General features: G+C 44.0%; 23 protein-coding genes, 6 tRNA genes and 1 rRNA gene. 7 read left to right on the top strand and 23 right to left on the bottom strand.

Translation table 11 applies throughout. The annotated features are described in order from the left end of the window. Positions 1 to 63 precede the first annotated feature (63 nt). A complete protein-coding gene (locus BMX84_RS07690; RefSeq protein ID WP_091488613.1) occupies positions 64 to 2016 on the top strand; it encodes an ABC-F family ATP-binding cassette domain-containing protein in 1953 nt (650 codons plus the stop codon). A 476-nt stretch (positions 2017 to 2492) separates the two neighbouring features. Here BMX84_RS07690 and tsaD read toward each other — a convergent pair whose 3' ends face one another. From tsaD to tsaB, 4 genes are read right to left on the bottom strand one after another with little or no spacing between them, the layout of a single operon-like run. Continuing rightward, entirely contained in the window at positions 2493 to 3503 is a 1011-nt protein-coding gene (tsaD, locus tag BMX84_RS07685; protein WP_091488611.1) for a tRNA (adenosine(37)-N6)-threonylcarbamoyltransferase complex transferase subunit TsaD, read from the bottom strand. Then, positions 3463 to 3996, bottom strand: coding sequence for a ribosomal protein S18-alanine N-acetyltransferase (rimI, locus tag BMX84_RS07680; RefSeq protein ID WP_177165505.1), 534 nt, complete (start codon positions 3994 to 3996; stop codon positions 3463 to 3465). The genes tsaD and rimI (BMX84_RS07680) overlap by 41 nt, the downstream gene beginning before the upstream one ends. Further along, positions 3986 to 4585: a ribosomal protein S18-alanine N-acetyltransferase gene (rimI, locus tag BMX84_RS07675; RefSeq protein ID WP_177165504.1), complete on the bottom strand. Its 600-nt coding sequence runs from the start codon at positions 4583 to 4585 to the stop codon at positions 3986 to 3988. Before rimI (BMX84_RS07675) ends, rimI (BMX84_RS07680) begins: the two co-directional genes overlap by 11 nt. Next, positions 4572 to 5300: a tRNA (adenosine(37)-N6)-threonylcarbamoyltransferase complex dimerization subunit type 1 TsaB gene (gene tsaB / locus BMX84_RS07670; protein ID WP_091488607.1), complete on the bottom strand. Its 729-nt coding sequence runs from the start codon at positions 5298 to 5300 to the stop codon at positions 4572 to 4574. Before tsaB ends, rimI (BMX84_RS07675) begins: the two co-directional genes overlap by 14 nt. Before the next feature lie 162 nt (positions 5301 to 5462). Here tsaB and BMX84_RS07665 point away from each other — a divergent pair, with 162 nt between their 5' ends. Both BMX84_RS07665 and BMX84_RS07660 read left to right on the top strand, forming a co-directional pair. Beyond that, positions 5463 to 5660: a CsbD family protein gene (locus tag BMX84_RS07665; protein ID WP_091488605.1), complete on the top strand. Its 198-nt coding sequence runs from the start codon at positions 5463 to 5465 to the stop codon at positions 5658 to 5660. 75 nt (positions 5661 to 5735) lie between these two features. Continuing rightward, positions 5736 to 6482 carry an NAD-dependent epimerase/dehydratase family protein gene (locus BMX84_RS07660; protein ID WP_091488603.1) on the top strand — a complete coding sequence of 249 codons (747 nt, stop codon included), beginning with the start codon at positions 5736 to 5738 and terminating at the stop codon, positions 6480 to 6482. A 716-nt stretch (positions 6483 to 7198) separates the two neighbouring features. On the opposite strand, the gene BMX84_RS07655 is transcribed toward BMX84_RS07660, so the two are convergent. Genes BMX84_RS07655 through BMX84_RS07640 form a run of 4 tightly spaced genes read right to left on the bottom strand, consistent with a single transcriptional unit; the run spans position 7199 to position 11972 of the window. After that, positions 7199 to 8188 carry a LacI family DNA-binding transcriptional regulator gene (locus BMX84_RS07655; protein WP_091488602.1) on the bottom strand — a complete coding sequence of 330 codons (990 nt, stop codon included), beginning with the start codon at positions 8186 to 8188 and terminating at the stop codon, positions 7199 to 7201. 42 nt (positions 8189 to 8230) lie between these two features. Further along, entirely contained in the window at positions 8231 to 9271 is a 1041-nt protein-coding gene (locus BMX84_RS07650; RefSeq protein WP_091488600.1) for an aldose epimerase family protein, read from the bottom strand. Between the two features lie 27 nt (positions 9272 to 9298). Next, entirely contained in the window at positions 9299 to 10804 is a 1506-nt protein-coding gene (galT, locus tag BMX84_RS07645) for a UDP-glucose--hexose-1-phosphate uridylyltransferase (RefSeq protein WP_091488598.1), read from the bottom strand. After that, positions 10797 to 11972: a galactokinase gene (locus BMX84_RS07640; RefSeq protein WP_091488597.1), complete on the bottom strand. Its 1176-nt coding sequence runs from the start codon at positions 11970 to 11972 to the stop codon at positions 10797 to 10799. Before BMX84_RS07640 ends, galT begins: the two co-directional genes overlap by 8 nt. 219 nt (positions 11973 to 12191) lie before the next feature. Between BMX84_RS07640 and BMX84_RS07635 the strand changes: the two genes are divergently transcribed. Continuing rightward, positions 12192 to 12893, top strand: coding sequence for a zinc metallopeptidase (locus BMX84_RS07635; protein ID WP_091488595.1), 702 nt, complete (start codon positions 12192 to 12194; stop codon positions 12891 to 12893). Positions 12894 to 13386: 493 nt separating this feature from the next. On the opposite strand, the gene BMX84_RS07630 is transcribed toward BMX84_RS07635, so the two are convergent. Next, positions 13387 to 13863, bottom strand: a complete 477-nt coding sequence (locus tag BMX84_RS07630; protein WP_091488593.1) for an S-ribosylhomocysteine lyase — start codon at positions 13861 to 13863, stop codon at positions 13387 to 13389. A 24-nt stretch (positions 13864 to 13887) separates the two neighbouring features. Next, complete coding sequence (gene epsC, locus BMX84_RS07625; RefSeq protein WP_091488592.1) at positions 13888 to 14439, bottom strand: serine O-acetyltransferase EpsC; 552 nt, start codon at positions 14437 to 14439, stop codon at positions 13888 to 13890. A 257-nt stretch (positions 14440 to 14696) separates the two neighbouring features. On the opposite strand from epsC, the gene BMX84_RS07620 reads away from it, so the two are divergent. Next, the gene (locus tag BMX84_RS07620; protein WP_218142355.1) at positions 14697 to 15179 is read left to right on the top strand and encodes a DUF456 domain-containing protein; all 483 of its coding nucleotides are present in this window, start codon (positions 14697 to 14699) and stop codon (positions 15177 to 15179) included. 71 nt (positions 15180 to 15250) lie between these two features. Here BMX84_RS07620 and glmM read toward each other — a convergent pair whose 3' ends face one another. The 8 genes from glmM to BMX84_RS07580 form a co-directional block, all read right to left on the bottom strand. After that, on the bottom strand, positions 15251 to 16609 hold the full coding sequence (glmM, locus tag BMX84_RS07615) for a phosphoglucosamine mutase (RefSeq protein ID WP_091488589.1): 1359 nt from the start codon (positions 16607 to 16609) through the stop codon (positions 15251 to 15253). Positions 16610 to 16652: 43 nt separating this feature from the next. Beyond that, the gene (locus BMX84_RS07610; RefSeq protein ID WP_091488587.1) at positions 16653 to 17657 is read right to left on the bottom strand and encodes a CdaR family protein; all 1005 of its coding nucleotides are present in this window, start codon (positions 17655 to 17657) and stop codon (positions 16653 to 16655) included. After that, positions 17654 to 18514, bottom strand: coding sequence for a diadenylate cyclase CdaA (gene cdaA, locus BMX84_RS07605; protein WP_091488586.1), 861 nt, complete (start codon positions 18512 to 18514; stop codon positions 17654 to 17656). Before cdaA ends, BMX84_RS07610 begins: the two co-directional genes overlap by 4 nt. Positions 18515 to 18675: 161 nt before the next feature. Next, positions 18676 to 18747: transfer RNA gene (locus BMX84_RS07600), tRNA-Gln, on the bottom strand. Between the two features lie 5 nt (positions 18748 to 18752). Further along, positions 18753 to 18833: transfer RNA gene (locus BMX84_RS07595), tRNA-Tyr, on the bottom strand. Positions 18834 to 18849: 16 nt separating this feature from the next. Next, positions 18850 to 18922, bottom strand: a tRNA-Thr gene (locus BMX84_RS07590). Between the two features lie 28 nt (positions 18923 to 18950). Beyond that, positions 18951 to 19022: transfer RNA gene (locus BMX84_RS07585), tRNA-Glu, on the bottom strand. A gap of 98 nt (positions 19023 to 19120) precedes the next feature. Beyond that, positions 19121 to 19393 carry a GNAT family N-acetyltransferase gene (locus BMX84_RS07580; protein ID WP_091488584.1) on the bottom strand — a complete coding sequence of 91 codons (273 nt, stop codon included), beginning with the start codon at positions 19391 to 19393 and terminating at the stop codon, positions 19121 to 19123. Between the two features lie 260 nt (positions 19394 to 19653). Here BMX84_RS07580 and BMX84_RS07575 point away from each other — a divergent pair, with 260 nt between their 5' ends. Then, positions 19654 to 20247: an NADPH-dependent FMN reductase gene (locus tag BMX84_RS07575; RefSeq protein WP_091488583.1), complete on the top strand. Its 594-nt coding sequence runs from the start codon at positions 19654 to 19656 to the stop codon at positions 20245 to 20247. A gap of 87 nt (positions 20248 to 20334) precedes the next feature. Here the strand turns inward: BMX84_RS07575 and BMX84_RS07570 are convergent, their stop codons facing one another. Beyond that, the gene (locus BMX84_RS07570; RefSeq protein WP_091488581.1) at positions 20335 to 20913 is read right to left on the bottom strand and encodes a uracil-DNA glycosylase family protein; all 579 of its coding nucleotides are present in this window, start codon (positions 20911 to 20913) and stop codon (positions 20335 to 20337) included. Between the two features lie 431 nt (positions 20914 to 21344). On the opposite strand from BMX84_RS07570, the gene BMX84_RS07565 reads away from it, so the two are divergent. Continuing rightward, positions 21345 to 22181 (top strand): Cof-type HAD-IIB family hydrolase, encoded by an 837-nt coding sequence (locus BMX84_RS07565; RefSeq protein ID WP_091488580.1) that lies wholly within the window; start codon positions 21345 to 21347, stop codon positions 22179 to 22181. A gap of 240 nt (positions 22182 to 22421) precedes the next feature. Here BMX84_RS07565 and BMX84_RS07560 read toward each other — a convergent pair whose 3' ends face one another. The 4 genes from BMX84_RS07560 to rrf form a co-directional block, all read right to left on the bottom strand. Beyond that, the gene (locus BMX84_RS07560; RefSeq protein WP_091488578.1) at positions 22422 to 22823 is read right to left on the bottom strand and encodes a hypothetical protein; all 402 of its coding nucleotides are present in this window, start codon (positions 22821 to 22823) and stop codon (positions 22422 to 22424) included. A gap of 359 nt (positions 22824 to 23182) precedes the next feature. Continuing rightward, positions 23183 to 23255, bottom strand: a tRNA-Thr gene (locus BMX84_RS07555). 22 nt (positions 23256 to 23277) lie between these two features. After that, positions 23278 to 23350 (bottom strand) — tRNA-Asn (locus BMX84_RS07550). A 34-nt stretch (positions 23351 to 23384) separates the two neighbouring features. Further along, positions 23385 to 23500: ribosomal RNA gene (gene rrf, locus BMX84_RS07545) — 5S ribosomal RNA — on the bottom strand. Positions 23501 to 23629 lie beyond the last annotated feature (129 nt).

Below are 23629 nucleotides of genomic sequence, written 5' to 3'. Positions count from 1 at the left end.
GTATGTATGCTAAACTATTAAGAGATGAATTAAGGTAATTTTTATGAAAATGAGGATACTAACATGATACTTTTACAAACTGAAAAAATTTCGCGTTATTTCGGTGCAGATAAACTGTTCGATAATGTCTCCATTGAAATTAAAGACAACGCACGTATCGGCTTGGTCGGAAGGAACGGTGCCGGCAAAACGACCCTGCTTGAAATATTATCCGGTCGGGAAGAACCGGATTCCGGAAATATCCACAAGAAAAAGGATATCACCATCGGTTACCTTGATCAGTACACAGGACTCGACTCCTCGCTGACGATTTGGGATGAAATGATGAAAATCGCCGAACCACTGCTTGATATGGAGCAACAGATGCGCGACATCGAATCGCAGCTGAGCGATCCAGACCTTGAAAAATCGGGCCGTGACTATGACGAACTGCTTAAACGCTACGATACCCTGCAATTGACTTTTCATGAAAAAAACGGCTATGGGATCGAGAGTGAGATCCGTTCCGTCCTTCACGGCTTCAGGTTTTATGAAGAAGACTATGACACTCCAATACAAAATCTGTCAGGCGGGCAGAAAACACGCCTAGCCCTTGCCCAGCTGCTTTTAGAGAAAAAAGATTTGCTGATTCTGGATGAACCGACCAACCATCTGGATATCGATACGCTTTCCTGGCTGGAAACGTATCTGCAGAACTATTCCAAAGCCCTCCTGATCGTTTCTCACGACCGGTACTTTTTAGACAAGGTGATCAACGAGGTTTACGAAGTGAGCAGAGGGTCCGTGGATTATTTCCCGGGCAACTATACGAATTATCTGAAATTAAAAGCAGAAAAAATCAAACGTGAATGGAAGGTCTTTGAGAAACAGCAGAAAAAAATCGCCAAACTCGAAGATTTTGTCGACAAAAATATCGTACGTGCCTCAACCACAAAACGGGCACAGGCTCGCCGAAAACAGCTGGAGAAAATGGACCCTTTATCCAAGCCGCAAAATGACGAAAAAAGCGCCCATTTCCAGTTCCAGACAGGTAGAGAATCGGGACAGATCGTTCTGCAGACTGACGATTTGACCATCGGATATGAAACCACTGCTCTCTCGAGTCATATCGATCTGGACATCCGAAAAGAGGAGTCGATTGCTGTCGTCGGACCCAATGGGATCGGAAAAACGACACTGCTGAAAACGGTCAATCAGATGATCCCCGCTCTTGGCGGTAATGTTTCATACGGAGCAAAAGTCGATCTGGGATATTATGATCAGGAACAGAATCTGTTGAATAATAAGAAAACGGTATTGAATGAAGTGTGGGACGACCATCCTAGTCTCCCGGAACAGACGATACGAACATTGTTAGGTTCTTTTCTCTTCAGCGGTGATGATGTCGAAAAATCCATCGCCTCTTTAAGTGGTGGCGAAAAAGCGCGTGTGGCTTTAGCCAAACTGTCCTTGGAAAAGAATAATTTCCTGCTTTTAGACGAACCGACCAACCATCTGGACATCGATTCAAAAGAAGTCCTTGAAAACGCCCTTATCGATTATACAGGCACTTTGCTGTTCGTCTCTCATGACCGTTACTTTATTAACCGTCTGGCCACAAAAGTCATTGAGTTGAACGAAAATGGCGCTGATGTCTATCTTGGGGACTACGATTATTACCTTCAAAAGAAAGCCGAGCTCGAAGCCCTGGAACAACTGACGTCTTCTGAAAAAGAAGAGGAAGACGGACAGAGTGATTCTTCTCCTTCAACCACGAAACAATCGTTTGAAGCACAGAAAGAGAATCAGAAGAATCAGCGGAAGCTTGAACGTGCTGTTCAAGCTATCGAAGATGAACTCGAAGAACTGGAAGATAAGATACAGTCTGTCCAGGAAGCCTTGAGTGAACCGGAGATATCCAATGATTTTGAAGAGCTCGAACGTCTCGCCAAAAAAAATCAGGAATTGCAGTCCAAACAAGAAACCTTACTTGAGGAATGGGAAGAAAAACAGCTCGCCTTAGACGCTTTGAATTAATTGAAAAAGCAGCAGATCAGGAAGTACCCTCTCCTGATCTGCTGCTTTCATTATTTTCTGATCTTTTATTGGTTTTTATGTTTAGAGAGTGCCCTTCACAGCTCCGCAATCTCCTTAAAGGTCACTCTCTGGTCATTTGTGTGACCTTTATTACTTCGTAAATCTCGTGAAGGGCACGCAATTTCCTTTTTGCGTTACCTTCGCTGCTTTCTAAATCTCGTGAAGGGCAAGCAATTTCCTTTTGCGTTACCTTCACTGCTTCCTAAATCTCGTGAAGGGCACGCAATTCACTTTTCCGTGACTTTCACCGCTTCCTAAACTTCTCGAAGGGCACGCATTTTCCTTTTGCGTGACCTCCACTGCTCCTCACTCTTCAGGAAGGGCACGCAATCGTAGATAGATATAAAAAGACAGCAATGTATCAAAAAATACCGGATACATCGCTGCTGAAAATCAGTTAATATAGATAATCTACCTTATACTGATAATCCTGGTCTGCCGTTTAGTGAAAAATCAGCGTAATTATTGTTTTTAAGCTGAACATATGCAGCAGCGCCGATCATTGCGGCATTATCTCCGCACAATTCGAGCGGCGGGATAAGCAGTTCCACATCGGTCAGTTCTTCAGACACTGCTTTCTCCAAAGCGGTGCGCAGACCTTTGTTGGCAGCCACTCCCCCAGCCAGGATCAGCTGTCTGACATTTTTCTCCTTGGCTGCCCGTATCGTCTTGTCGACAAGTACATCGATCACAGCAGCCTGAAAACTTGCGGCCAGATCATTGGCGTTGATTTCCTCATTTTTCTGCTTCGCATTATGGACGGTATTGATGAACGAACTTTTCAATCCACTGAAACTGAAATCGAAATTATCATCCTGGATCATTGCCCGCGGAAATTCATACGTATCTTTCCCTTCATGAGCCATCTGATCGATATGTTTACCGCCTGGGTAAGGGACACCCAGCACGCGCCCTATCTTATCGTATGCTTCACCAGCGGCATCATCACGTGTTTCTCCAACGATCTCATAAGAATCTTCAGATGCCATATAGAGAAGTTCCGTATGCCCTCCACTAACCACTAAGGACAGCAGCGGGAATTCAAGAGGCGTGACTAACTGGTTTGCAAAAATATGTCCTTTGATGTGATTGACGGCGATCAGCGGCAGATCGTGAGCAAACGCAATCGCTTTGGCCGCATTCACACCGATCAAAAGAGCGCCGACTAAGCCGGGGCCTTCAGTGACCGCCACAGCATCGAGCTCATCATAAGAGACGTCGGCCTTTTCCAGCGCCTCTTCAATGATCAGCGTGATCTGCTCGACATGGTGCCGGCTGGCGATTTCCGGTACGACGCCGCCAAACCGCTGGTGACTTTTGATCTGCGAAGCGACAATATTTGATAGAATCGTCTGTCCGTTTTCGATAACGGCCGCACTTGTTTCATCACAACTTGTCTCTATCGCTAATATCAGCTTCTTTTCCATTCTCTTCCTTCTTTCTCATTCTGCATTTCATAACGAGCGCATCTTCCCCCGGCTCTGTGTAATAGTCTGTTCTAGAAGAAATCACATCGAACTGATTCTTTCTGTAAAAAGATCGCGCCTTCTTATTGGACTTTCTGACCTCCAGGAAGATCGCTTCGACCCCTTTTATCCGGCATTCTTCTTTGAACCGCTTAAGTAAAGCACGGGCGATTTTTTTCTTCTGAAATCTCTTGGACACGACGATCGTATAGATTTCAGCTTCATCCAGAAGCAGCTTGCCTCCAATGTACCCGACAAGCTGTCCATCCACTTCTGCGACGAAAAAAACCAGATCCTCTCTGCCTAAGGTTTCCTTATACTGCTTGTACGTCCACGGTGCCCCATATCGGAAGGACTGATCGGCAATGTCGTAGAATCGCTCGTAATTTTCTTCATTGAAATCATACCGCCGTATGATCGGCTGTATTTTCTTCCTGTCCTGATCATTCTTCATAGATCGACTCTTCAGTGGGATCAGCGAGCGGACGGACCATTTCGAGTGCATCTTCATGGTCTCTTGCATAATATCCTTTTTTCACTCGGCCTTCTTCAAAGCCAAGGGTACGATACAGACTCTGAGCAGTATCGTTGGATACTCTCACTTCCAGTGTCACTTTTTCAATACCCTCTTCCTGTGCGAGTCGAATAATTTCTTTCAGTAAGTACGTTGCTATGCCTTTTTTCTCATAGGCAGGAATCGTAGCTATATTGGTGATATGAGCTTCCTGTGTCACGAACCAGGCACCTACGAAGGCGACCGGTTTGTCATCGTCATATATGACGATATAGAAAGCATTTTTATTATAGCGGATTTCATGCAAAACGGCTGTACGATTCCAGGGCGTCAGGCCATTATAACAAAGGCGTTCGATCTGAAGGATACCATCGACGTCTCCCTCATCTGCTATCTTTGCTTTTAAAAAATGCTCGTCAGAGAGACCATAAAAAGGCTGGTGAAGTTTTACTCGGGTTGAAATGGGTAAAAACGATTTAGTCGTTGACTTGGCTACTCTTTCAGATATCCATTCCTTAAAGTTTTTCAATCCACCCGCCTCCTTGTTTAAAGTCAGGATGTGCCTCCATCCAGTTCTGTTCTGCCTCTGCCAGCTTCAGATATTCCGGTTCAAATACATGTTTGTTTTCAGGTTCACGGTTTTTCCCGCGTTCTGCCAGGACGCTTGCGCGAGCAAAATGTCGGCTGGAAGGCAGTTCGATCAGTCTTTCTCCACATTCTTCCTCGAATAACTCCATATGTTTGAGTCTGTCTTCACCCAGCAGCTGAAGGGGACCATCCAGCTGTTTTAAGTATTTCGCCCACTGCTCTGCTGAGATGTGGGTGTCTTTTTCCACCTGGACAAGCGTATTGTCCTGATACTGATACAGGCCTGTATATATATTGCCGCGTCGTGCATCAAACAGCGGTATACAATACGAACCTTCTATCTGAGCTCCGTTTGCGGCCAGGACTTCCAGGCTGGACACGCCGACAAGTTCGATATCCAGACTAAAGGCAAGAGTCTTGGCGACCGTAACTCCGATACGTACGCCGGTATAAGATCCCGGACCTTTAGCCACGACGATGCGTGTCAGATCTTTGGGTCTCCATTCCGCTTCTTTCATCATTTCCTCGATCGCCGGCATCAGCTGAATACTGTGATTACGTTTCACGTTGACTGTCCGTTCGATGATCAATCGGTCATCATCGAGCAAAGCGACAGACATTAACTGGTTAGATGTATCTATAGCCAATATTCTCATTCTTAGACTCCTCTGGTCATCAATCTATTTAGATTAAGTTTAGCACAATCTGACGCCTTTGAGAAACGATTCCGACGGGATACAGCCATATCTTTTGCAAATAATCATTTCGCATCATACAATAAAAGTGAACAAAATTCGATGAAGAAGGAGCGAGTGTATATGACTGATGAAAACAAAGAAAGTTTGAAGCATAAAGCAGAAGGTGCCAAAGACAAGGCAGTCGGAGCAGCCAAAGACGCTTACGGTGGCGCAACCGATGACTTAGGAAAGCAAGCTGAAGGCAAGGCCCAGAAAGCTGAAGGTCACGCACATGAAGCTGTTGGCGAAGCCAAAGAAGACGACAAAAACCGTAGATAAGTTTCAACTACTCTCCATCCTTAGTTGTCTAAGGGTGGAGTCCTTATTTCCATAAAGTATCCAAGGAGGATCGACATGAGCAGGATTTTAATAACGGGTGCGACGGGCACGATCGGTACCAATCTGACCAGACACTTGAAAGGAAAACACGATTTGGTGCTTGTAGATATCGATTTTTCATCCTTTCCGGAAGACTTGAAACAGGGTGTTGAGATCATTAAGGACGATCTCATTGAGTTGGAGGCCTGGGATGGGTTGCTTGATGATGTCGAGTATGTCATTCAACTTGCCGCTAATCCGGATCCAGACGCTGATTTTTACGATGAACTGGTTGGTTTGAACTATGTGCTGCCGCAGAACCTTTATAAAAAGGCAATGGACGCATCCAAGTTGAAACGAATCATTTTTGCCAGCTCCATCCACGCCAGCGATGCCTATCCGGATAACGTCCAGGTCAAGACAACAGACCAGCCACGACCGGATGATTTATACGGTGTTTCAAAAGTGTATATCGAGGCCCTGGCAAGCTACTATGCCTTCAATAAAGGTATCGAGTCCATCGGTATCCGCATCGGGGATTATAAATCAGATGATTCAGAGCTGGATCCTGACAGCGACTTTAACGGCATGGCTATGTATTTCTCAGCCAGGGATATGAATCACCTGATCGACCGTTGTCTGGAGGCAGAGCTTCTTGAACCGTATCTGCTGGTCAATGGTATTTCGAATAATACCTTCCCTCGTCTGGATATTCATTCTGCCAAAGTGAAACTGGGCTATGAACCGCAGGACAATGCCTTTGAAAAGCTGAATAAGTTATAATACTGATCAATCAAGTAGGAGGTAAATGATTAATTTATTTACCTCCTACTTGATTGCTTTATTTTAGAAGGTATCCAGAGTTCTATAAACTAACCTAACACTTTGTACGAATTTTTGAGAACAGATGATTTCTTTTGTTAACTCATGCCTATTGTTTGAATGACTTCCTAAAAAATAGGCCGTGTTTTAGTAACTGGCTCTTTTTGAAAGACCCGAGCTGCTAAAAGATGCCTCTTCTTTTAATAACTTTTTTGAGAATCCGGTGTGAGTTACTAAAAGAGCTCCCTTCTTTTAGCAACCCAGAGCATATTGGCATTTTAGTTACTAGAAGATAGCTCTTCTTTTCATAACTCCCGCATGAAAACAGAAAGAGTTGATAAAAGATGCTCTCTTTTCTATCAACTCTTCTTTTATAAGAAATTGAGTTCATAGAACTACGACCTGGTAATATAAACTCGATCTCTTTTTCTATCAAGTTCAGAGAAGTTTCTCCTTCATCGAGCAGAGATCAGCTTTAATGCGGTCCTGATCAGGCAAGGCTGCCTGATGATTCATTATATTTCTTTGCCGCTTGCGTTTCTTTCTGTTGTTTAAAGTATCTTAGCATTTCGTTATGTATTCATTCGAAGGTTTGTAGTGGACTTTCACCACCAAGTTGTCGCCCATGCCGGGCGCACCAGTAAAAAAACGTCAGCTCAAATGAGCCGACGTTTTTTCTATGTGCTTTCCCGTTCGATGTGTTTTGTAGACATAATAACGGTTTTGGTCACATCACGATCCTCTTCGATCCGTTCCTGCAGTAGATCGATCCCGCTTATGCCCATCTCTTCGGTGTAGACCTTCACAGTGGTCAATGCCGGAGTGATGTACTTTGCCGTGGAGATATCGTTGAAGCCGATGATACTGACCTCTTCCGGCACCTTGACATTCTTCTCGTACAAAGCTTTTAGACAGCCGATAGCGATCGCATCATTTGCCGCAATAAAGGCAGTGGGACGCTGGTCTCCTTCAAGCGTCTCCAGAGCATCGAGCATATTGCGCTTGCCGTCCTCTACCCGAAACGCGCCTTTGAAAAAGTAGGCTTCTTTATAAAGTTTCTTGCGCTTGAGATATTCTCTCACATATTTTTCGCGCGGATCGACCCATTGGCCAGTCCCATCACTGAAAGATTCTTCTCCGCCAATGAAACCGATCTTCGTATGACCCTTTTCAAGCAGATAATCGATATTCCTGCGCATCGCTTTTTTAAAATTCACGACCACACTGTCGACTTCTTCCTGGGGAAGATGATCCACAAAACACAGGGGGACATTATGACGCATAAGCTGTTTCACTTGTTTATGACTGAATTTACCTATCGCCAGGATCCCAGCCAGATCAGCTTCCTCTATAAAGTCACTTTGTTTGTAAACACGGTTATAGGAATAGCCTAATGCTTTTGCCCGTTTCTCTGCACCCAGACGGATCGACATGTAATAGACATCCTGAAGTTCTTCTGCTTCAGAATACCAGTTGACGATGGCCAGTTTGCCTTTTGCTTTTTTAGTCAGCCGTTTTTTTGATTTATATTCCAGCTCTTCAGCAACTTCGAATATTTTTTTCTTCGTCTCTTCTCCGACAGAGAGTGACGCATCGTAATTCAGTACCCGAGAAACTGTCGATGTGGATACACCTGCTCTATTTGCAATATCTTTTAAAGTTGCCATCACTACTCTCCTTAGTCCTTACTTGATCTATATAAAACCTGATCAGTCTCTCGTTCCAAAATGATAGGTGGTGCGTGACTGGAAGGTTTCTCCCGGCCTTAAAACAATGTTGCCAAAACCTTTCTTGTTGATCGCATCTGGTAGTGTCTGAGTCTCCAGTGTAATGCCCGCATACTGTCTGGCAGGTTCACCTTCGATCGTATAGTCATCCACTTCTCCATTATGTGTAAAGACGACCACACTGTTACAGTCGGTGTAAAACGTTACTTCACGTCCGCTTTCAGGATCATACAGAGTGCCTTTGACCTCTTTGCCCTGATCAAGGACGAAAGGATGATCCAGACCGTTCAGCGGCTTGATCTGTTCATGATCAGAAAGAACAGCCTCTTTGACCGGTTTTGCAGTCTGAAAGTCGAAAGGCGTCCCTTCTACACTTGCTTTCTCTTCGCTCGGCAGGTTTTCTTCAGCCAGCGGGACATACTTTAGACTAGCCAGCTCCAGTTCATGGTCAAGGATCGGCTTTTTGATATCACCGGTCAGATTAAAATACACATGGTTCGTCGGATTGAACAGGGTCGCTTCATCGGTCGTTGCTTCATAATCGATGACCCAGTCGTTCTCTTCGGTCAGTGTGTAAGTGACTCTGATCTGCATCGTGCCTGGAAAATTATTTTCACCCGCCGGACTTTCATAGGTAAAGACAAGTCTGCCAGCTGATTCATCGACTACGATATCCCAAAGCTTAGTATCCAGACCATTGGGGCCGCCATGCAGCATATTTTCCCCTTCGTTGACGTCGACCTGGTAGTCTTTCCCGTCTAAAGTGAACTTGCCTTTAGTTATGCGCCCGGCCACGCGTCCGATCGTGGCGCCGTAAAACGGGCGGTTGCTGGCGAAATCTTCTAAGTTCTCCACGTTCAGCGTGATATTTTCACGCTTGCCCTCTTTATCCGGGGTAACGAGTTTAGTAAGGGTCGCACCAAATGGGGTCGCACTGATCGATACGCCGTTCTTGTTTGTCAATGTGTATTCATACACATCCTGGTTTTCAAATCGGCCAAACACTTTTTTTGTCAGTTCCATAGTCATTCCTCCACTTTCTCTTTTATATCAATCTTTTATCAAGGCGTCAATAAACCGTTTAAAGGCTGCTTTGCCTTCTTTATCCCGTTTAAAGACACCGGCATCTTTCAGTACCTGCAGAAAGATGTCACCGACCGCTTCATCCACGATCTCTTCAACATTTTCTTCTGTGATTTCATACTGCTTTTTTAATTCATCTGCCCATTCCTGATGGATCGGATCGACCGCTGTCTGCTTACCGGTAAGATATTCTCGCACAGTCTGCAGTTCATCTTTTAGACGCGGCGGCAAAATAGCCAGTCCCATTACTTCGATCAAGCCGATATTCTCCTTCTTGATATGCTGAACCGGTGGATGGGGATGGAAAATCCCATCTGGATAGTTTTCTGATGTCCGGTTATTTCTAAGGACCAGATCCAGCTCATACTTTTCTCCGTCACGCCTTGCGATCGGTGTGACGGCATTGTGCGGTGTCCCGTCTGTTTCTGCATAAATACCGACCGATTCATCAGAATACGTTTCCCAGTACTGCATGATCCTATCTGCTTTTTCTACGACTGCTTCTTTGTCAGTACCCGACAAGCGGATCACTGACATCGGCCACTTGATGACACTCGTCTCAACTTCGGATGAACCACTCATCTCAAAAGAATAGTCAGCTTCAGCCCGTTCCAGTGGAAAAGTGTGGCGTCCACCCTGATAATGATCATGAGAGAGGATCGATCCTCCTACGATAGGCAGTCCCGCATTCGAGCCGACAAAATAGTGCGGCAGTGTGGTCAGGATATCCAAAAGATTTCTTATCGCCTGCACGCCTACATCCATTTTCCGGTGGACACGCGACAGGAAGATAGAATGTTCGTTATAGTAGGCATAAGGAGAATACTGGAAGCCCCATTCTTCGCCATTGACATCCATTCTGACGATACGGTGGTTCGCTCTTCCCGGATGAGTCAGATGACCTTCATACCCCTCATTTTCCATGCATAGCTTGCATTCAGGATAATTCGTCTCACTCTTACCGGCCAAGGCGATCTCTTTTGGGTCTTTCTCCGGTTTCGATAAATTGATCGTTATCTCAAGGTCCCCATATTCAGTCGCATGGGTGTACTCGATATTTTTGGCTATTTCTCTCGTCTTGATATAGTTGTTCTGTCTGCTCAGATCAAAGAAGACATCCGTGGCTTCCTTAGGTCCTTTTTCATAATGCTCCCAGAACAGCTGATTTACTTCTGAAGGGCGAGGCGTCACCAGATCCATCACTTTAGCTCCAAAGACATCCTTGCTTGAAGACAGATCCTCGATCGCTTCTGATTCAACAGCATAGACGACCATAGCATCAAGCAGTTCAAGTGGCTGTTTAATTTCCCCTGAAGGTTCGATCTGCCTGAATTCTTTTTTACCCAGCAGATCGAGCAGCCGGTTCGTCAGATAAATGCGGTCAAGAGCATCCACCTTGCCCGTTTGGATATAATACTCAAGAAAGTCGGTGATGATCTGATCGATGGTCTCTTCTGATACGGTTTTATTCATGAGCGACCCATTCCTTTGTACCATCTGCCGTTTCTGCAATATAAAACTCAGCATCATGGCCGATTTCTTCTTTAAATCCACGCCCTACATGGTCAATGAATGTGTCGACGTCTTCATTCTCAACGATGGCTATACAGCAGCCACCAAAGCCGCCACCAGTCATACGGGCACCTGCTACACCTGCTTCTTTCCAGGCTGCTCGGGCAAGATAGTCTGTCGCTTTGATCGTTACTTCATAATCTTCATCCAGAGACTTATGCGACTCGTTCATATATTGACCAAACGTGTTTAATTCCCCGGCTTTCAATGCTTCAGCTGCGCGATCCGTACGAACGTTTTCGTACACGGCATGACGGGCACGACGCATCAGGACATCGTCATTAATGACATGTTTATGCTCCTCGAATGCCTCGACCGACAGCTCACCAAGCGATTTTACATCGACGACTTCCTGAAGCTGTTCTAAAGCTTGTTCACACTGTTCCCGACGTGTATTGTACTCGGAATCGACCAGTTCACGTCGCGTCATGGAATTCATGATCACTATTTTGTGATCCGGCAGTTCTACCGGCACCTGTTCATACTCAAGCGTATTAGTATCCAGGAGCATTGCATAACCTTTTTTAGCCATACCGACAGCAAACTGATCCAAAATACCTGAATTGAGTCCCAGAAATTCATTTTCCGTACGCATACCCAGCTTCACCAAGTCCAGCTGCGGGATATCGAGCTGATACATGTCACGGACAATCACACCCGTCAAAAGCTCCAGTGAAGCGGATGAGGAAAGAGAAGCACCGTTTGGGATCGTTCCATAGATATAGAGATCAAAGCCATGAGGCAGCTCTCCCACTTTCTCTTGCATATACCTGATCATGCCTTTGACATAGTTGGTCCAGTTATCTTCTTTTTTAAACGACAGGTCCTGTATATTAAAAGTGATTTCGCCAACTTCCGGAAAATTGCCGGAAAAGGCATGGACTTCTTTATCTTCCCGCTTTTTGACGACACCGTAAGTACCCATCGTGATCGCACAGGGGAAAACCTTTCCACCATTGTAATCTGTATGTTCCCCAATTAAATTGATCCGTCCCGGCGAAAATAAAACACGGTCGGCTTTATGGCCAAATTGTTCTTTAAAGTCCTGCATCAACTGTTTGCGTTCCATTCAATTCACGCTCCTTTTAGTTAGTCACTATTATTGTAACCCCTTTAGTAAAACTAAACAAGTAAATTTACTAAAAATTGCTGTTAATATTTCAAAATATAAAATTTCACGCATTAATCATAATCCTGGATCGATAACTCCCCCTGATATATGGTATAATTAAGGGAGATTCATTCTCTTGATATCAACTTAGTTTAAATAATACTGGAGGTTCTTATTATGTATTTCCCACTATTTTGGGATCCAACGATGATACTGATCATTATCGGTTTGATCATTTCCGGAGCGGCCAGCATGTATGTGCAGTCCACTTACTCAAAATTCAGCGAAGTAAAAAGTCAACGCGGTTATACGGCCTCTGACGTCTGTCGTCAGATTTTAGACGCTTCAAATCTGCAGAATGTCCGTCTGGAAGGCATACGCGGAAATTTGACCGACCATTATAACGCACAGGAAAATGTCCTGCGTCTATCCGACGCGACCCGCACTTCAACATCTGTTGCAGCCATTGGTGTGGCCGCTCACGAAGCCGGTCATGCCCTGCAGGATCGCGACAATTACGGACCCTTGCGTCTGCGTGCCGCACTCGTTCCTGTAACAAACTTCGGTCAGACAGCCGCCTTTCCGATTCTTATTTTAGGTATGTTCCTGGGTGAAGGTGGCGATATGCTGATCACTATCGGGATACTGCTCTTCTCTTTGACACTGCTCTTTCAGCTCGTTACGTTACCGGTTGAATTCGATGCATCCAAACGCGCCATTCGTATCCTGGAAGAACAGAGCTTACTGACCAGAGAAGAGATCCCTCAAGCAAAGAAAGTTTTGAATGCCGCTGCATTGACCTATATCGCCGCAGCTATCGCTTCATTCTTGAGTGTGATGCGTCTCTTCCTGATTTTTGGAGGCCGTCGCCGCCATTAAAAATAAATAGAATAAAAAAGGATGAAACAGGAGAAGTTCTCCCGTTTCATCCTTTTTTTGTATCCACTTCAGTTGATTTAGGACGTTCTTGAAAGTGGAGCGTGACGTTCACGCCTTCGAATTCGCTCTGAAGGGCACGCTCCATCTCTTTGCGTGACCTTCGCACCTCCTGTTTCTCGCTGAAGGGCTCGCCCTGCCTCTTTGCGTGACCTTCGCACCTCTTGTTTCGCTCTGAAGGGCACGCTCTGCCTCTTTGCGTGACCTTCGCGCCTCCTGTTTCTCTCTGAAGGGCACGCTCTACCTCTTTGCGTGACCTTCACGCCTCCCGTTTTTCTCTAGAGGGCACGCTTCAGGCCAACACTTCATTCTGAGCAATGAAAAACAGCTATTTATATTTCGCTCAGATTTACTCAGTATAGTTTCTCATCACGTGGGACGAAAAAAGCTGATTTCCCCCCAATACAGGAAATCAGCTTTTAGAGTTTGATTCAAATTAAACATTTTCCGCAAAAACGGTGGACCATTCCTGACGTTTCATCAAAAAGGTCCTGGCAACTTCTTTTGCACCTTCCAGTGTGTGGCTGGCCGCCCATCCGCACTGTTTCTCGTTGCTTGCAGGCACTTCTTCCGCTTCCAGAACATCCAGCATAGTCTTTTCCAAAACAGTCAGTACGTCATTATAATCCTCATGATTCATGACTGTTAAATAAAAACCAGTCTGGCAGCCCATCGGTCCAAAGTCGATAACATAATCAGCATGATTGCGGATCAGTTCGGCAGTCAAGTGCTCCAGCGAATGAACAGCCATCATATCCATATGTTCTTTATTCGGTTGAGTAAACCTTACATCGTACTTAACGATAATATCTCCATTGGCTCCCGTTTTTCTATCTGCCACACGCACGTAAGGCGCTTTAACTTTTGTATGGTCCAGGTTGAAACTTTCCACGTTCATTTTTTCATCGGTCATTATAGTTTTCTCCTTTTGTTCACTTTAATCAAGTCTGCATTCACTGTGTTCTTCCAGATTCTGGATCTTGGATTTGACCACCTTAGCCGGAATACCCACAGCCGTTACGCCTTCAGGGATATCACTCAGCACCACAGCTCCGGCACCGATTTTCGCATTTTTACCAACGGTCACATTTCCGATGACCTGAACATGTGCGGACAGCATCACACCATCTTCGATCGTAGGATGACGCTTGCCGGATTCGTCTCCTCGTCCACCTAACGTCACACCATGGAAAACTTTCACATCATTCCCGATAACGGCAGTTTCTCCGATAACAATCCCCATCCCGTGGTCGATGAAGAAACAGCGGCCGATCTGCGCTCCTGGGTGAATCTCCACCCCAGTGACCCAACGGCTGAAAGAAGAGACCATACGGGCAATCAGCTTTAGATTTTTCTGATGTAGAAAGTGGGCAATACGATAATAAATGATCGCCCAGAAACCAGGATAGGTCAATACAATTTCAAGAGTCGATCTGGCTGAAGGATCGTTCCTTTTGTAGGTGGTAATAAACTTTTTAAATAATCCCATAGTAACTCCTTTACCTATTTTCTCATGACCATAAGTTGCGAGTGTTGTATTATTTCTATCTAAGTATGCATTTTAGAACTTACATCATATCATATTATCTCTATAATAACTTTTTTATTCAATCAATCAGTTTCTGGCTTCAACTGGTACAGCGATCAAACAGGAACGCGGCTCGATGTCAGCTCAAACTTTTTTCAAATACTGGTTTATCCAGTATACTGGATATATCTTAATCAATCAGAAAGGAGTCTTACATTTTGAATATACTTTTATGGATATTAGTCCTGGCATTATTCATAGTCAGTTTTATCGGACTGATTTTCCCGGTCCTGCCCTCTGTCTTTGCCGTATGGGGAGGTTTTCTAATTTATCACTTCTTCATCAATTCCACAGAGCTCACGACATTTTTTTGGATATCCATGGCTGTCCTAACTGCCGTGCTTGTGCTGGCCGATGTCTTTACCAATTCGGCGGCTGTGAAACGATTCGGCGGCAGTAAACTTGGTGAACGAGTCGCAGCTGTTTCCGTGATCATCGGTACTTTTATCTATCCACCATTCGGCATCCTGGCTCTTCCGTTCATCGCCGTCATCATCGTCGAGTATTGGCAGCATAAAGATCTATCCGCTGCTTTTCGCGCCGCTGTCGGCACACTCATCGGTTTTCTGAGCGGGAAAGTGGCAGAAGGCCTCATTCAATTCATTATGATCAGCTGGTTCTTTTTACTTGTCTGGTTCTAGCCACACCTGATAAACAACCCACATAAAAAACTACAAACCACCTTTAGACGGGGTTTGTAGTTTTTTCATGATTAAGCTTCGTTAGTTCCTAACTCTTCTCTTACCACTTTAGCGATGCGTTCAACATATTCAGAAACGGCCTCCTGTGTTGGAGCTTCTGCCATCACTCGGAGTAAAGATTCAGTCCCGCTCGGACGAACAAGGACACGACCATTTCCGGCCATTTCCTTTTCAACTTCATCGATCACGTTACTGATTGCCGGATTCGACATCACATTATGTTTATCCGTGACAGGTATGTTGACCAGTTTTTGAGGGTAAGACGTCACTTCCTCCGCCAGTTCTGATAGTTTTTTCCCTGTTTCTTTCATCACATGCAACAGCTGTACACCAGTCAGCAAGCCATCCCCTGTTGTATGATAGTCCAGGAAGATAACATGTCCGGACTGCTCGCCACCTAAGTTATAGCCGTTTTTAACCATTTCTTCCATAACAAAGCGGTCACCCACTTTTGTTTTCACCGATTCCAGATCATGCGTTTCCAGTGCTTTATAGAACCCGATGTTGCTCATCACAGTTGAAACGATCGTATTCTTTTTCAAACGTCCTTCTTCATGCATGAATTTGCCGCAGATGTACATGATCTTATCGCCATCGACGATATTACCTAACTCATCTACAGCGATCAGGCGGTCACCGTCGCCATCAAATGCCAGACCGACATCAGCACCTTTTTCTTTTACGAATTGAGATAAATATTCCGGATGAGTACTTCCGACTCCTTCATTGATATTCAAGCCGTTAGGCGTATTGCCCGTCACATCAAAATCCGTATCCAGATCGGCAAACAAGCGGTTCAATAATGGACTGGCTGCACCGTTTGCGCCATCCAGAGCCACATGTATCCCGGATAAGTCACCAGAAATCGTCTGTGTCAGGAATTGGATATATTTCTGAAGGCCTTCTTTGTACTCGTCAGATGTACCTAAATCATCCGCACTTGGACGAGGCAGGTCATCACTATCTCCATCAAGATAAGCTTCGATTTCAGCTTCCTGTTCATCAGAAAGTTTGAAACCGTCCGAACCGAAGAATTTTATGCCATTATCCTGTACAGGATTGTGCGAGGCCGAAATCATGATTCCTGCAGTAGCATCCTGCTGACGTGTCAGGAAAGAGACACCCGGTGTCGTGATGACCCCTAGACGCAGCACTTCGACACCTACAGATAAAAGACCGGATATTAGTGCATATTCCAGCATTTTACCCGAAATGCGTGTATCTTTACCTACTAAAACACGCGGTCTGTCAGAATCTGAGTGTTGTGACAAGACATATCCGCCAAAACGTCCCAGTTTAAATGCTATTTCCGGTGTCAGTTCTTTATTGGCTACTCCTCGTACACCATCGGTTCCAAAATATTTTCCCATAGTAAAATTAACTCCTCACATTATTGTTATTCATCTGTTTGATTTATTCTGTTCCATTATCTGTTTCTGCTGGTTCTACTTTATTCACGCGAATCAGAACGTCTAATTCTTCAGGTTCTGTTTCTGTGATCCCTTCAGGCAGATTCAAAGGTATCGTACGTATAGTTGATTCTGTTACACCTGATACATCCACTTCTATCACAAAGTTATTCAACTCTTCTATAGTATCAGATTCTCCAGTAATCGTCACGTTCTCAGGTTCTCCCTGAGCTATTTCTAATGCATACTCATAATCTTCATTCGGCACGCCTGACTCTTCAAGAACGATCGGCAGGGTCCGCTGCGTCCCTCTCACGGGAATCGTAACATCGATCTGCTGAGGTGAAATGTTGACATTCAATGGATCACCTGTCTCATCGAGTGCAAGGACGTTCAATGTCGTTTCGATATCCTCGGTGATGCTGCCGCCTTCAGGCATGACAACGACCATGACATCACTGATTTCCTCCATTGTGGACAATGCTCCTGAAATTGTTACTGTTTCAGTAGACAATATCGGATCTTCAGCTCTATAGCCATCTTCCAAGTGAGCTGATTCATTGAACTCGACTCTCACTTCATATTCTTCTACTCGTTTCTCTTCGATCTCCAGCATGACCTCTGCCGGCATCACACTATATTCCAGCTGATTGCTTAGTCCTTCGACTTCCAGTTCGATCGTATGACTGCCCGGACCCAATTCATCGAGATCAGGCGTTTCAACAGTAAAGTTCTGTGTGGCCAGGGTCTGAGTTAAAATGGCTTGTGGCCCCTCTAGACGTATCGTAGCTGTTTCGGGAATACCTGAAACAAAATAAGTATCACGATCGATGTTGATATCTATAGGTAAATTGGTTATGACTTCAGAACTTGTGATGCTTGCTCCATCTGTCGGGTTTGTTGAAAGATTACGCGATTCATTCTCATACGCGACAAATGAGAACAGGACGATGGCGAAGAATAAAGCAATGAGTTTTGAAATCCAAGGATTTTCAACATTCATTTTCATTTACCCCACACCCCTTTTCTGACAGCTTCTATAAATTGCTGTAAAGGTCCTTTTGTTTCTTTTTCTTTCTCCGTTTCAACGATTTCTCTGTTCAAGTAATCAACAACTTCTTCCTGAGTCATGTCATTGATCAAGTTCCCTCTGCGGGAAATGCTTATGTCTCCCGTTTCTTCTGAAACTATCAGGGTTATCGCATCGGAAACTTCAGACAGCCCGATTGCCGCACGATGTCGTGTCCCCAATTTCTTAGGAATAGCCGGACTTTCTGACAGTGGCAGATAACTTGCTGCTGTAGCCACCTTAAAGTCTTTAATGATAACAGCGCCGTCGTGCAAAGGCGTGTTCGGTATAAAGATGTTGATCAGCAATTCTGAGGACAGATCTGCATTGATCGGGATACCCGTTTCAATGTATTCATCCAGACCCGTTTCCATTTCAATTGAGATCAAGGCACCAATACGTCTTTTCCCCATATATTGAAGCGCATGGGATAGATGATCCACGACCTGTTCACTCGGATTGGATTTTCTCTTTCTTCCAAAGACCGAACCTCTACCAAGATGTTCCAATCCACGTCTCAGTTCAGGCTGAAAGATGATGATCAGTGCCAGGGCAGACCATTGAATGACAAAGTCGACAACAAATTCTGTTGTATTCAGCTGAAACAGGACACTGACTAATTTCAGCAGTAAAATGACTCCGATTCCTTTTAAAAGTTCTACAGCACGTGTGCCTTTTACTATTCTCATAAGCTGGTACATAAAGAAAGCAACAATCAAAATATCGATAATATTGATTCCTGTCCGCCAGGCCAGCAGGCGTGACCAGTCGAACGTTCTAAGAAATTCTATGGGCATTATGCCACCTCCAAAATCTAAACATATACGGTGTAAGTATACCACATAATCAGCCTGCATTAACGAGTGAATTCTGACAATTTTCTTTTTATGAGCAGCCTTAGTCTCTCTGGATAAACAAAAAAACTGTGCAGCATATCGCCGCACAGTTTTTTATCATACTGGGCTACTAGGATTCGAACCTAGGAATGACGGGATCAAAACCCGCTGCCTTACCGCTTGGCTATAGCCCAATAAATGGAGGGAGTAGGATTTGAACCTACGAACCCGAAGGAACGGATTTACAGTCCGCTGCGTTTGGCCACTTCGCTATCCCTCCGCTATTAAATAAACAATGCCGGCTAAAGGAATTGAACCCTCGACCCACTGATTACGATTCAGTTGCTCTACCTACTGAGCTAAGCCGGCATTATGACGCATTATGAATAAAGCGCGATGACCCCTACGGGATTCGAACCCGTGTTACCGCCGTGAAAGGGCGGTGTCTTAACCGCTTGACCAAGGGGCCTGCATATCTTGTACTTTTTGAGCACAAGATATATTCTATAATGAAAAGCATAAATTGTCAACATCATTTCAAAAGAATCTCGCTTTATTAGAGAAAACTCATTTTGCGTGGATATGCCCGTACTTTTCAGGCTTGCGTTCGAACAACTTACCTACATATGGACAAGAAGGGATGATTTTCTTTCCTTCTTTTTCCATTTCTTCTACGACACGTTCGACAAGCTGTTCAGCTATGCCCTGACCTCTGAGTGACGGATCAACAAATGTATGATTGACATCGACATTATCGCCTTTAGGAATATAAGTGATTTCTGCAACGAGTTTGTCATCCTGTTTCTTATAAAAACGATTATCCCCTTTTGTAAATTCCATTGGTTCCACTCCTTGTGTATTTGATATAAGTGTAACACGTAGGTTCAAATTTAACATTAAATTACTCTCTTAGTTCTAGAAAAAGACGAAGAATAGCCGTAAAGTCTCTGATCTGACTATTTGAAAGGGCCCTTATGAACATACGCAACTCCCTCTTGACGTTAAAGCAGGTGCTTCGAATTCGACTTAAAATATATATATGATATACTTAAACAGAAGACGCTTAAAGCGTCGCACAAATTCAAAGGAGGAATGATCGAATGAAGATCGGGATAATATTAGGAAGTATCCGTGAAGGCCGTGTAAATGAGGACGTTGCAAAATGGGTCAAAAATATAGCGGAGAACTATACGCAGGAGCTGAAATTCGAGTTGGTGGATCTGAAAGAATACGATCTGCCGGTGTTTGCTGAACCCGCTTCACCCGCTTATACTGATGACCTTGTAGAGAAAGAAAAACAGCGTCCCTGGTCAGAAAAACTAAACAGCTTAGACGGCTATATCTTTGTTACCCCTGAATACAATCACGGGATGTCTTCCGCACTGAAAAATGGTCTGGATTTCGTCTATAACGAATTAAACGATAAGGCAGCCGGTATCGTAAGCTATGGCTCGGCAGGCGGCGTACGAGCAGCAGAACAGCTTCGTACGGTACTTTCTGAATTCCAGGTTGCCCACGTACGTACGCACCCCGCTCTTTCATTATTTTATGACTGGAACGACGATGGGTTGAACCCGAGTGATGCACAAAAAGACGCTGTAGAAACGATGCTTTATCAGCTGACTTACTGGACAGAAGCGATGAAATCAGTTAGAGAGAAAAAAGCAGAAGCTGCAGGCGATCCTAAAAAATAACAGCTCGTTAACTGACTAGCTATAAATAAACATGCAGGGAGGGAACCCTCCCTTGCATGTTTATTTGACTTCACCTTGGATTAAGCTTTAAATGTGTTCATGTACGATGTTTCGAAGGACCGGGACCACGTCTTGTTCAAACCAGGGGTGACGTTTCAGCCAGCCGTGATTTAATGGAGAAGGATGCACCAAAGGCAGATAGTCAGGCAGATACTGCTCATAATTCTTGACAGTTTCCGTTAAGTTCCGTTCTCTCCTTTTGCCTAGATAGTGTTTCTGTGCATGATTTCCCACCAGGATGATCGTCTCGACCTGGGGCATCTCCTCAAGGATCATTGGATGCCACTTTTCAGCAAATCCTTTCCGGGGAGGCACATCTCCTGACTTTGCTTTACCCGGATAATAAAAATCCATGGGCAGGTGCGCTACGATGTGCGTATCATAAAATACTTCTCTCGAGATGCCCATCCACTCTCTAAGTCGGTCGCCGCTCGGGTCGTTCCAGAACATCTGAGTCTCTTCCGCTTTCCGACCCGGTGCTTGTCCGACGATAGCTATTTTGGCATCTCTCGAAGCTTTAAACAGAGGCCTAACACCTCGTTCTGTGTAGCCGGCATTCATTGGATCTGCCATGATTTCTTCCTTGATATCGTCAAAAATCGTCATATACTTACCGTTCCCTTTCTATATAAGATATCTCAATACTAGTTTAGCATAGATAATACCTGAAAGTATCAGAAGGAGTTTTTTCTAAAATCGATCATAAAGTATCCTCTGCTGAACGCACGTAAAATCCGTCATAATGATACTGAAAAAAACGAGAGTAAGAATGCATATCTATTCATAAGGATATATGATACTATAGACTCACATAAATCATCTGGATTGTTACTAGCTCGACTAGGCAAAACCTGAATCAGTAGTTGTTTTGACAGTTTCTTTTGTCAGACAATTATTGATTCAGGTTTTTCTATTTTGACCAATCCTTCGCTGACTTGGATCAAGTGACCAGCGGCTCATGGAATGTCAGCTGGTCTGACCAGAACTAATTATAGTAAGGTGACAAATTTATAAACAACTATATAAGGAGAATAATTATGGAATCACACTATATCTTTTTAGACGTAGACGGAACATTAGTGACTTACACTAATGAACTGCCTGAATCAGCCGTCAGAGCGATCAAAGCCGCACAAGCCAACGGTCATAAAGTCTTCACTGTTACAGGAAGAAGTAAAGCTGAAATGTATAAAAAAATCCTGGATATAGGATTCAATGGATACATTGGTGGAAATGGAAGTTATATCGAAAGTAATAACAATGTCATAGCTGAAAAAAAACTGTCGGCCAAAGATACTCGAATGATCGTAGACTGGCTATATGAAAATAATCTGGAATTTTATCTTGAAAGTAACGCCGGACTGTTCGCCAGTGAGAGGTTTGAAGAGGAAGCTGAAAGACCTATACAGTTATATTCAGCAAAAAAAGGGCAAGAGCAGACTGATCATCTCAAGGTTAAAGATGTCTTCCCAGATATGATTTTCGGAGAACTTCCCTATCGTGATGACATCAATAAAATCAGCTTCATCTTGAACTCTTATGAAGATTATTTGAAAGCAAAACACCTCTTCAGCGAATTTAAAGTAGGAACGTGGGGTGGTGCGGGAGAAACAGCTCTTTTTGGCGACATTGCCTTAAATAATATCGATAAACGAACAGCAATCACAGAACTTTTGGATTACCTGGGAGAATCTGAAAAAAATACGATTGCATTTGGTGATGCTGCCGTCGATATCCCTATGCTGGAAGTTTGTGGTACTGGTATTGCCATGGGAAATGGCAGCCGAGAAATCAAGGAAATGGCGGATCACGTGACGGATGATGTCGCTAATGATGGCCTGTATAATGCATTTAGACATCTTAAATTGATTTAAATGGATGAGGTTACTCAATAAGATAGGGTTTCATGGACAGTTGAACTTTCCCACCATATAATACGCCTTCGAGCTGTTTAAGGTTGAATCGGGAGATTACTAGAAACACCAATCTATCCATCAGATAATAAAAAAACCATAGAGCAGTAATCAACTCTAGTGGCTCAAAAACAGCTTATATGATTTTCGTGGTTCCTCTTAATCATACTGAAATAGAGGTAAGTCTTCATTCTTAAAGATCTACCTCTTCTTTAGTTCATTAACAGCGGTCAGCTTAGTCAGTTTAAAAGAATATACCAGCCAAAATGCAGAAAGATACATCACAAAGGTCAGCATGACACTACTGACTTGAGGTAATCCGTCAAAACTGTTGACCATCATCGGAACAATGATCGCAATGAGAAAAAGTCCCCATCCCGTCCACGCCGCAGTACTGATAAGCACCATATCTCCGTCACTTACAGACAGTTCATTACTTTTTCCGCCAAACTGAGTCACCTGCAAGCATGAATTTTTATACGGGACATTTATCTCTCTTTTTTCGCCGTTACTTATAGTGCCGATAGCTTTTCCATTCAGTTTCATCTCTAATCTAGTAAAGCCTCTAAAGATCATTGCTTTTCTTTTTATAATGACAGACATGGGAGAGACTCCTTTCTGACTTATAGTATCTCTATGTAGAAATCGTATGATAGCAATACTTTCCCTTTCTTCTACTAAATGAATGGCATCAAGTCTTGACCCCCAATCTCTCACAAAATCACGAAGATCGATCAGCAGAAGAGCCAAATAAGTATCTACATTATAAAAAACTAGCTTATGTTGCCATTCAAGATTGACCATATATATATAGTTACACTTTTTTTCATTTTATACTATAAAAAATTTATTACAAGGGATAATACTTGGATCAATTCTTTGCAGGATATGACTCCAATAAAACTCTCTAATTTATTTTAGTAAATATAAAAAGACGAGATCCAGGGATCTCGTCCATCTTAAGCCACTTGCCGGGTTTGAACCGGCGACCTCATCCTTACCATGGATGCGCTCTACCTGCTGAGCTAAAGCGGCTAATTATTTTCAAAAAAAATAACTCCGCAAGCAGGGCTCGAACCTGCGACATCATGATTAACAGTCATGCGCTCTACCAGCTGAGCTATTGCGGAATAATTATATAATCATTATATCAAAAAAAGAGCTGCACGGCAACGTCCTGCTTTCACAAAGGGAAACCCTTCACTATCCTCGGCGCTGGGAAGCTTAACGGCTGTGTTCGGAATGGGAACAGGTGGGTCCTTCCCGCCATCGTCACCGCACAGTGACTCTTCTTTTTATTTTTTTGAGAACTCTGTTCTCTCAAAACTAGACAGTTGATTTTACGTACACACAACGTTTTTCTACAACACCGCATCTTACCCTTAAGCCACCTTTGGTGGTTAAGTCCT

Source organism: Alkalibacterium putridalgicola (genome assembly GCF_900109825.1).
Taxonomy (GTDB): Bacteria; Bacillota; Bacilli; order Lactobacillales; family Carnobacteriaceae_A; genus Alkalibacterium; species Alkalibacterium putridalgicola.
This window is presented reverse-complemented; position numbering and strand designations above follow the sequence as displayed.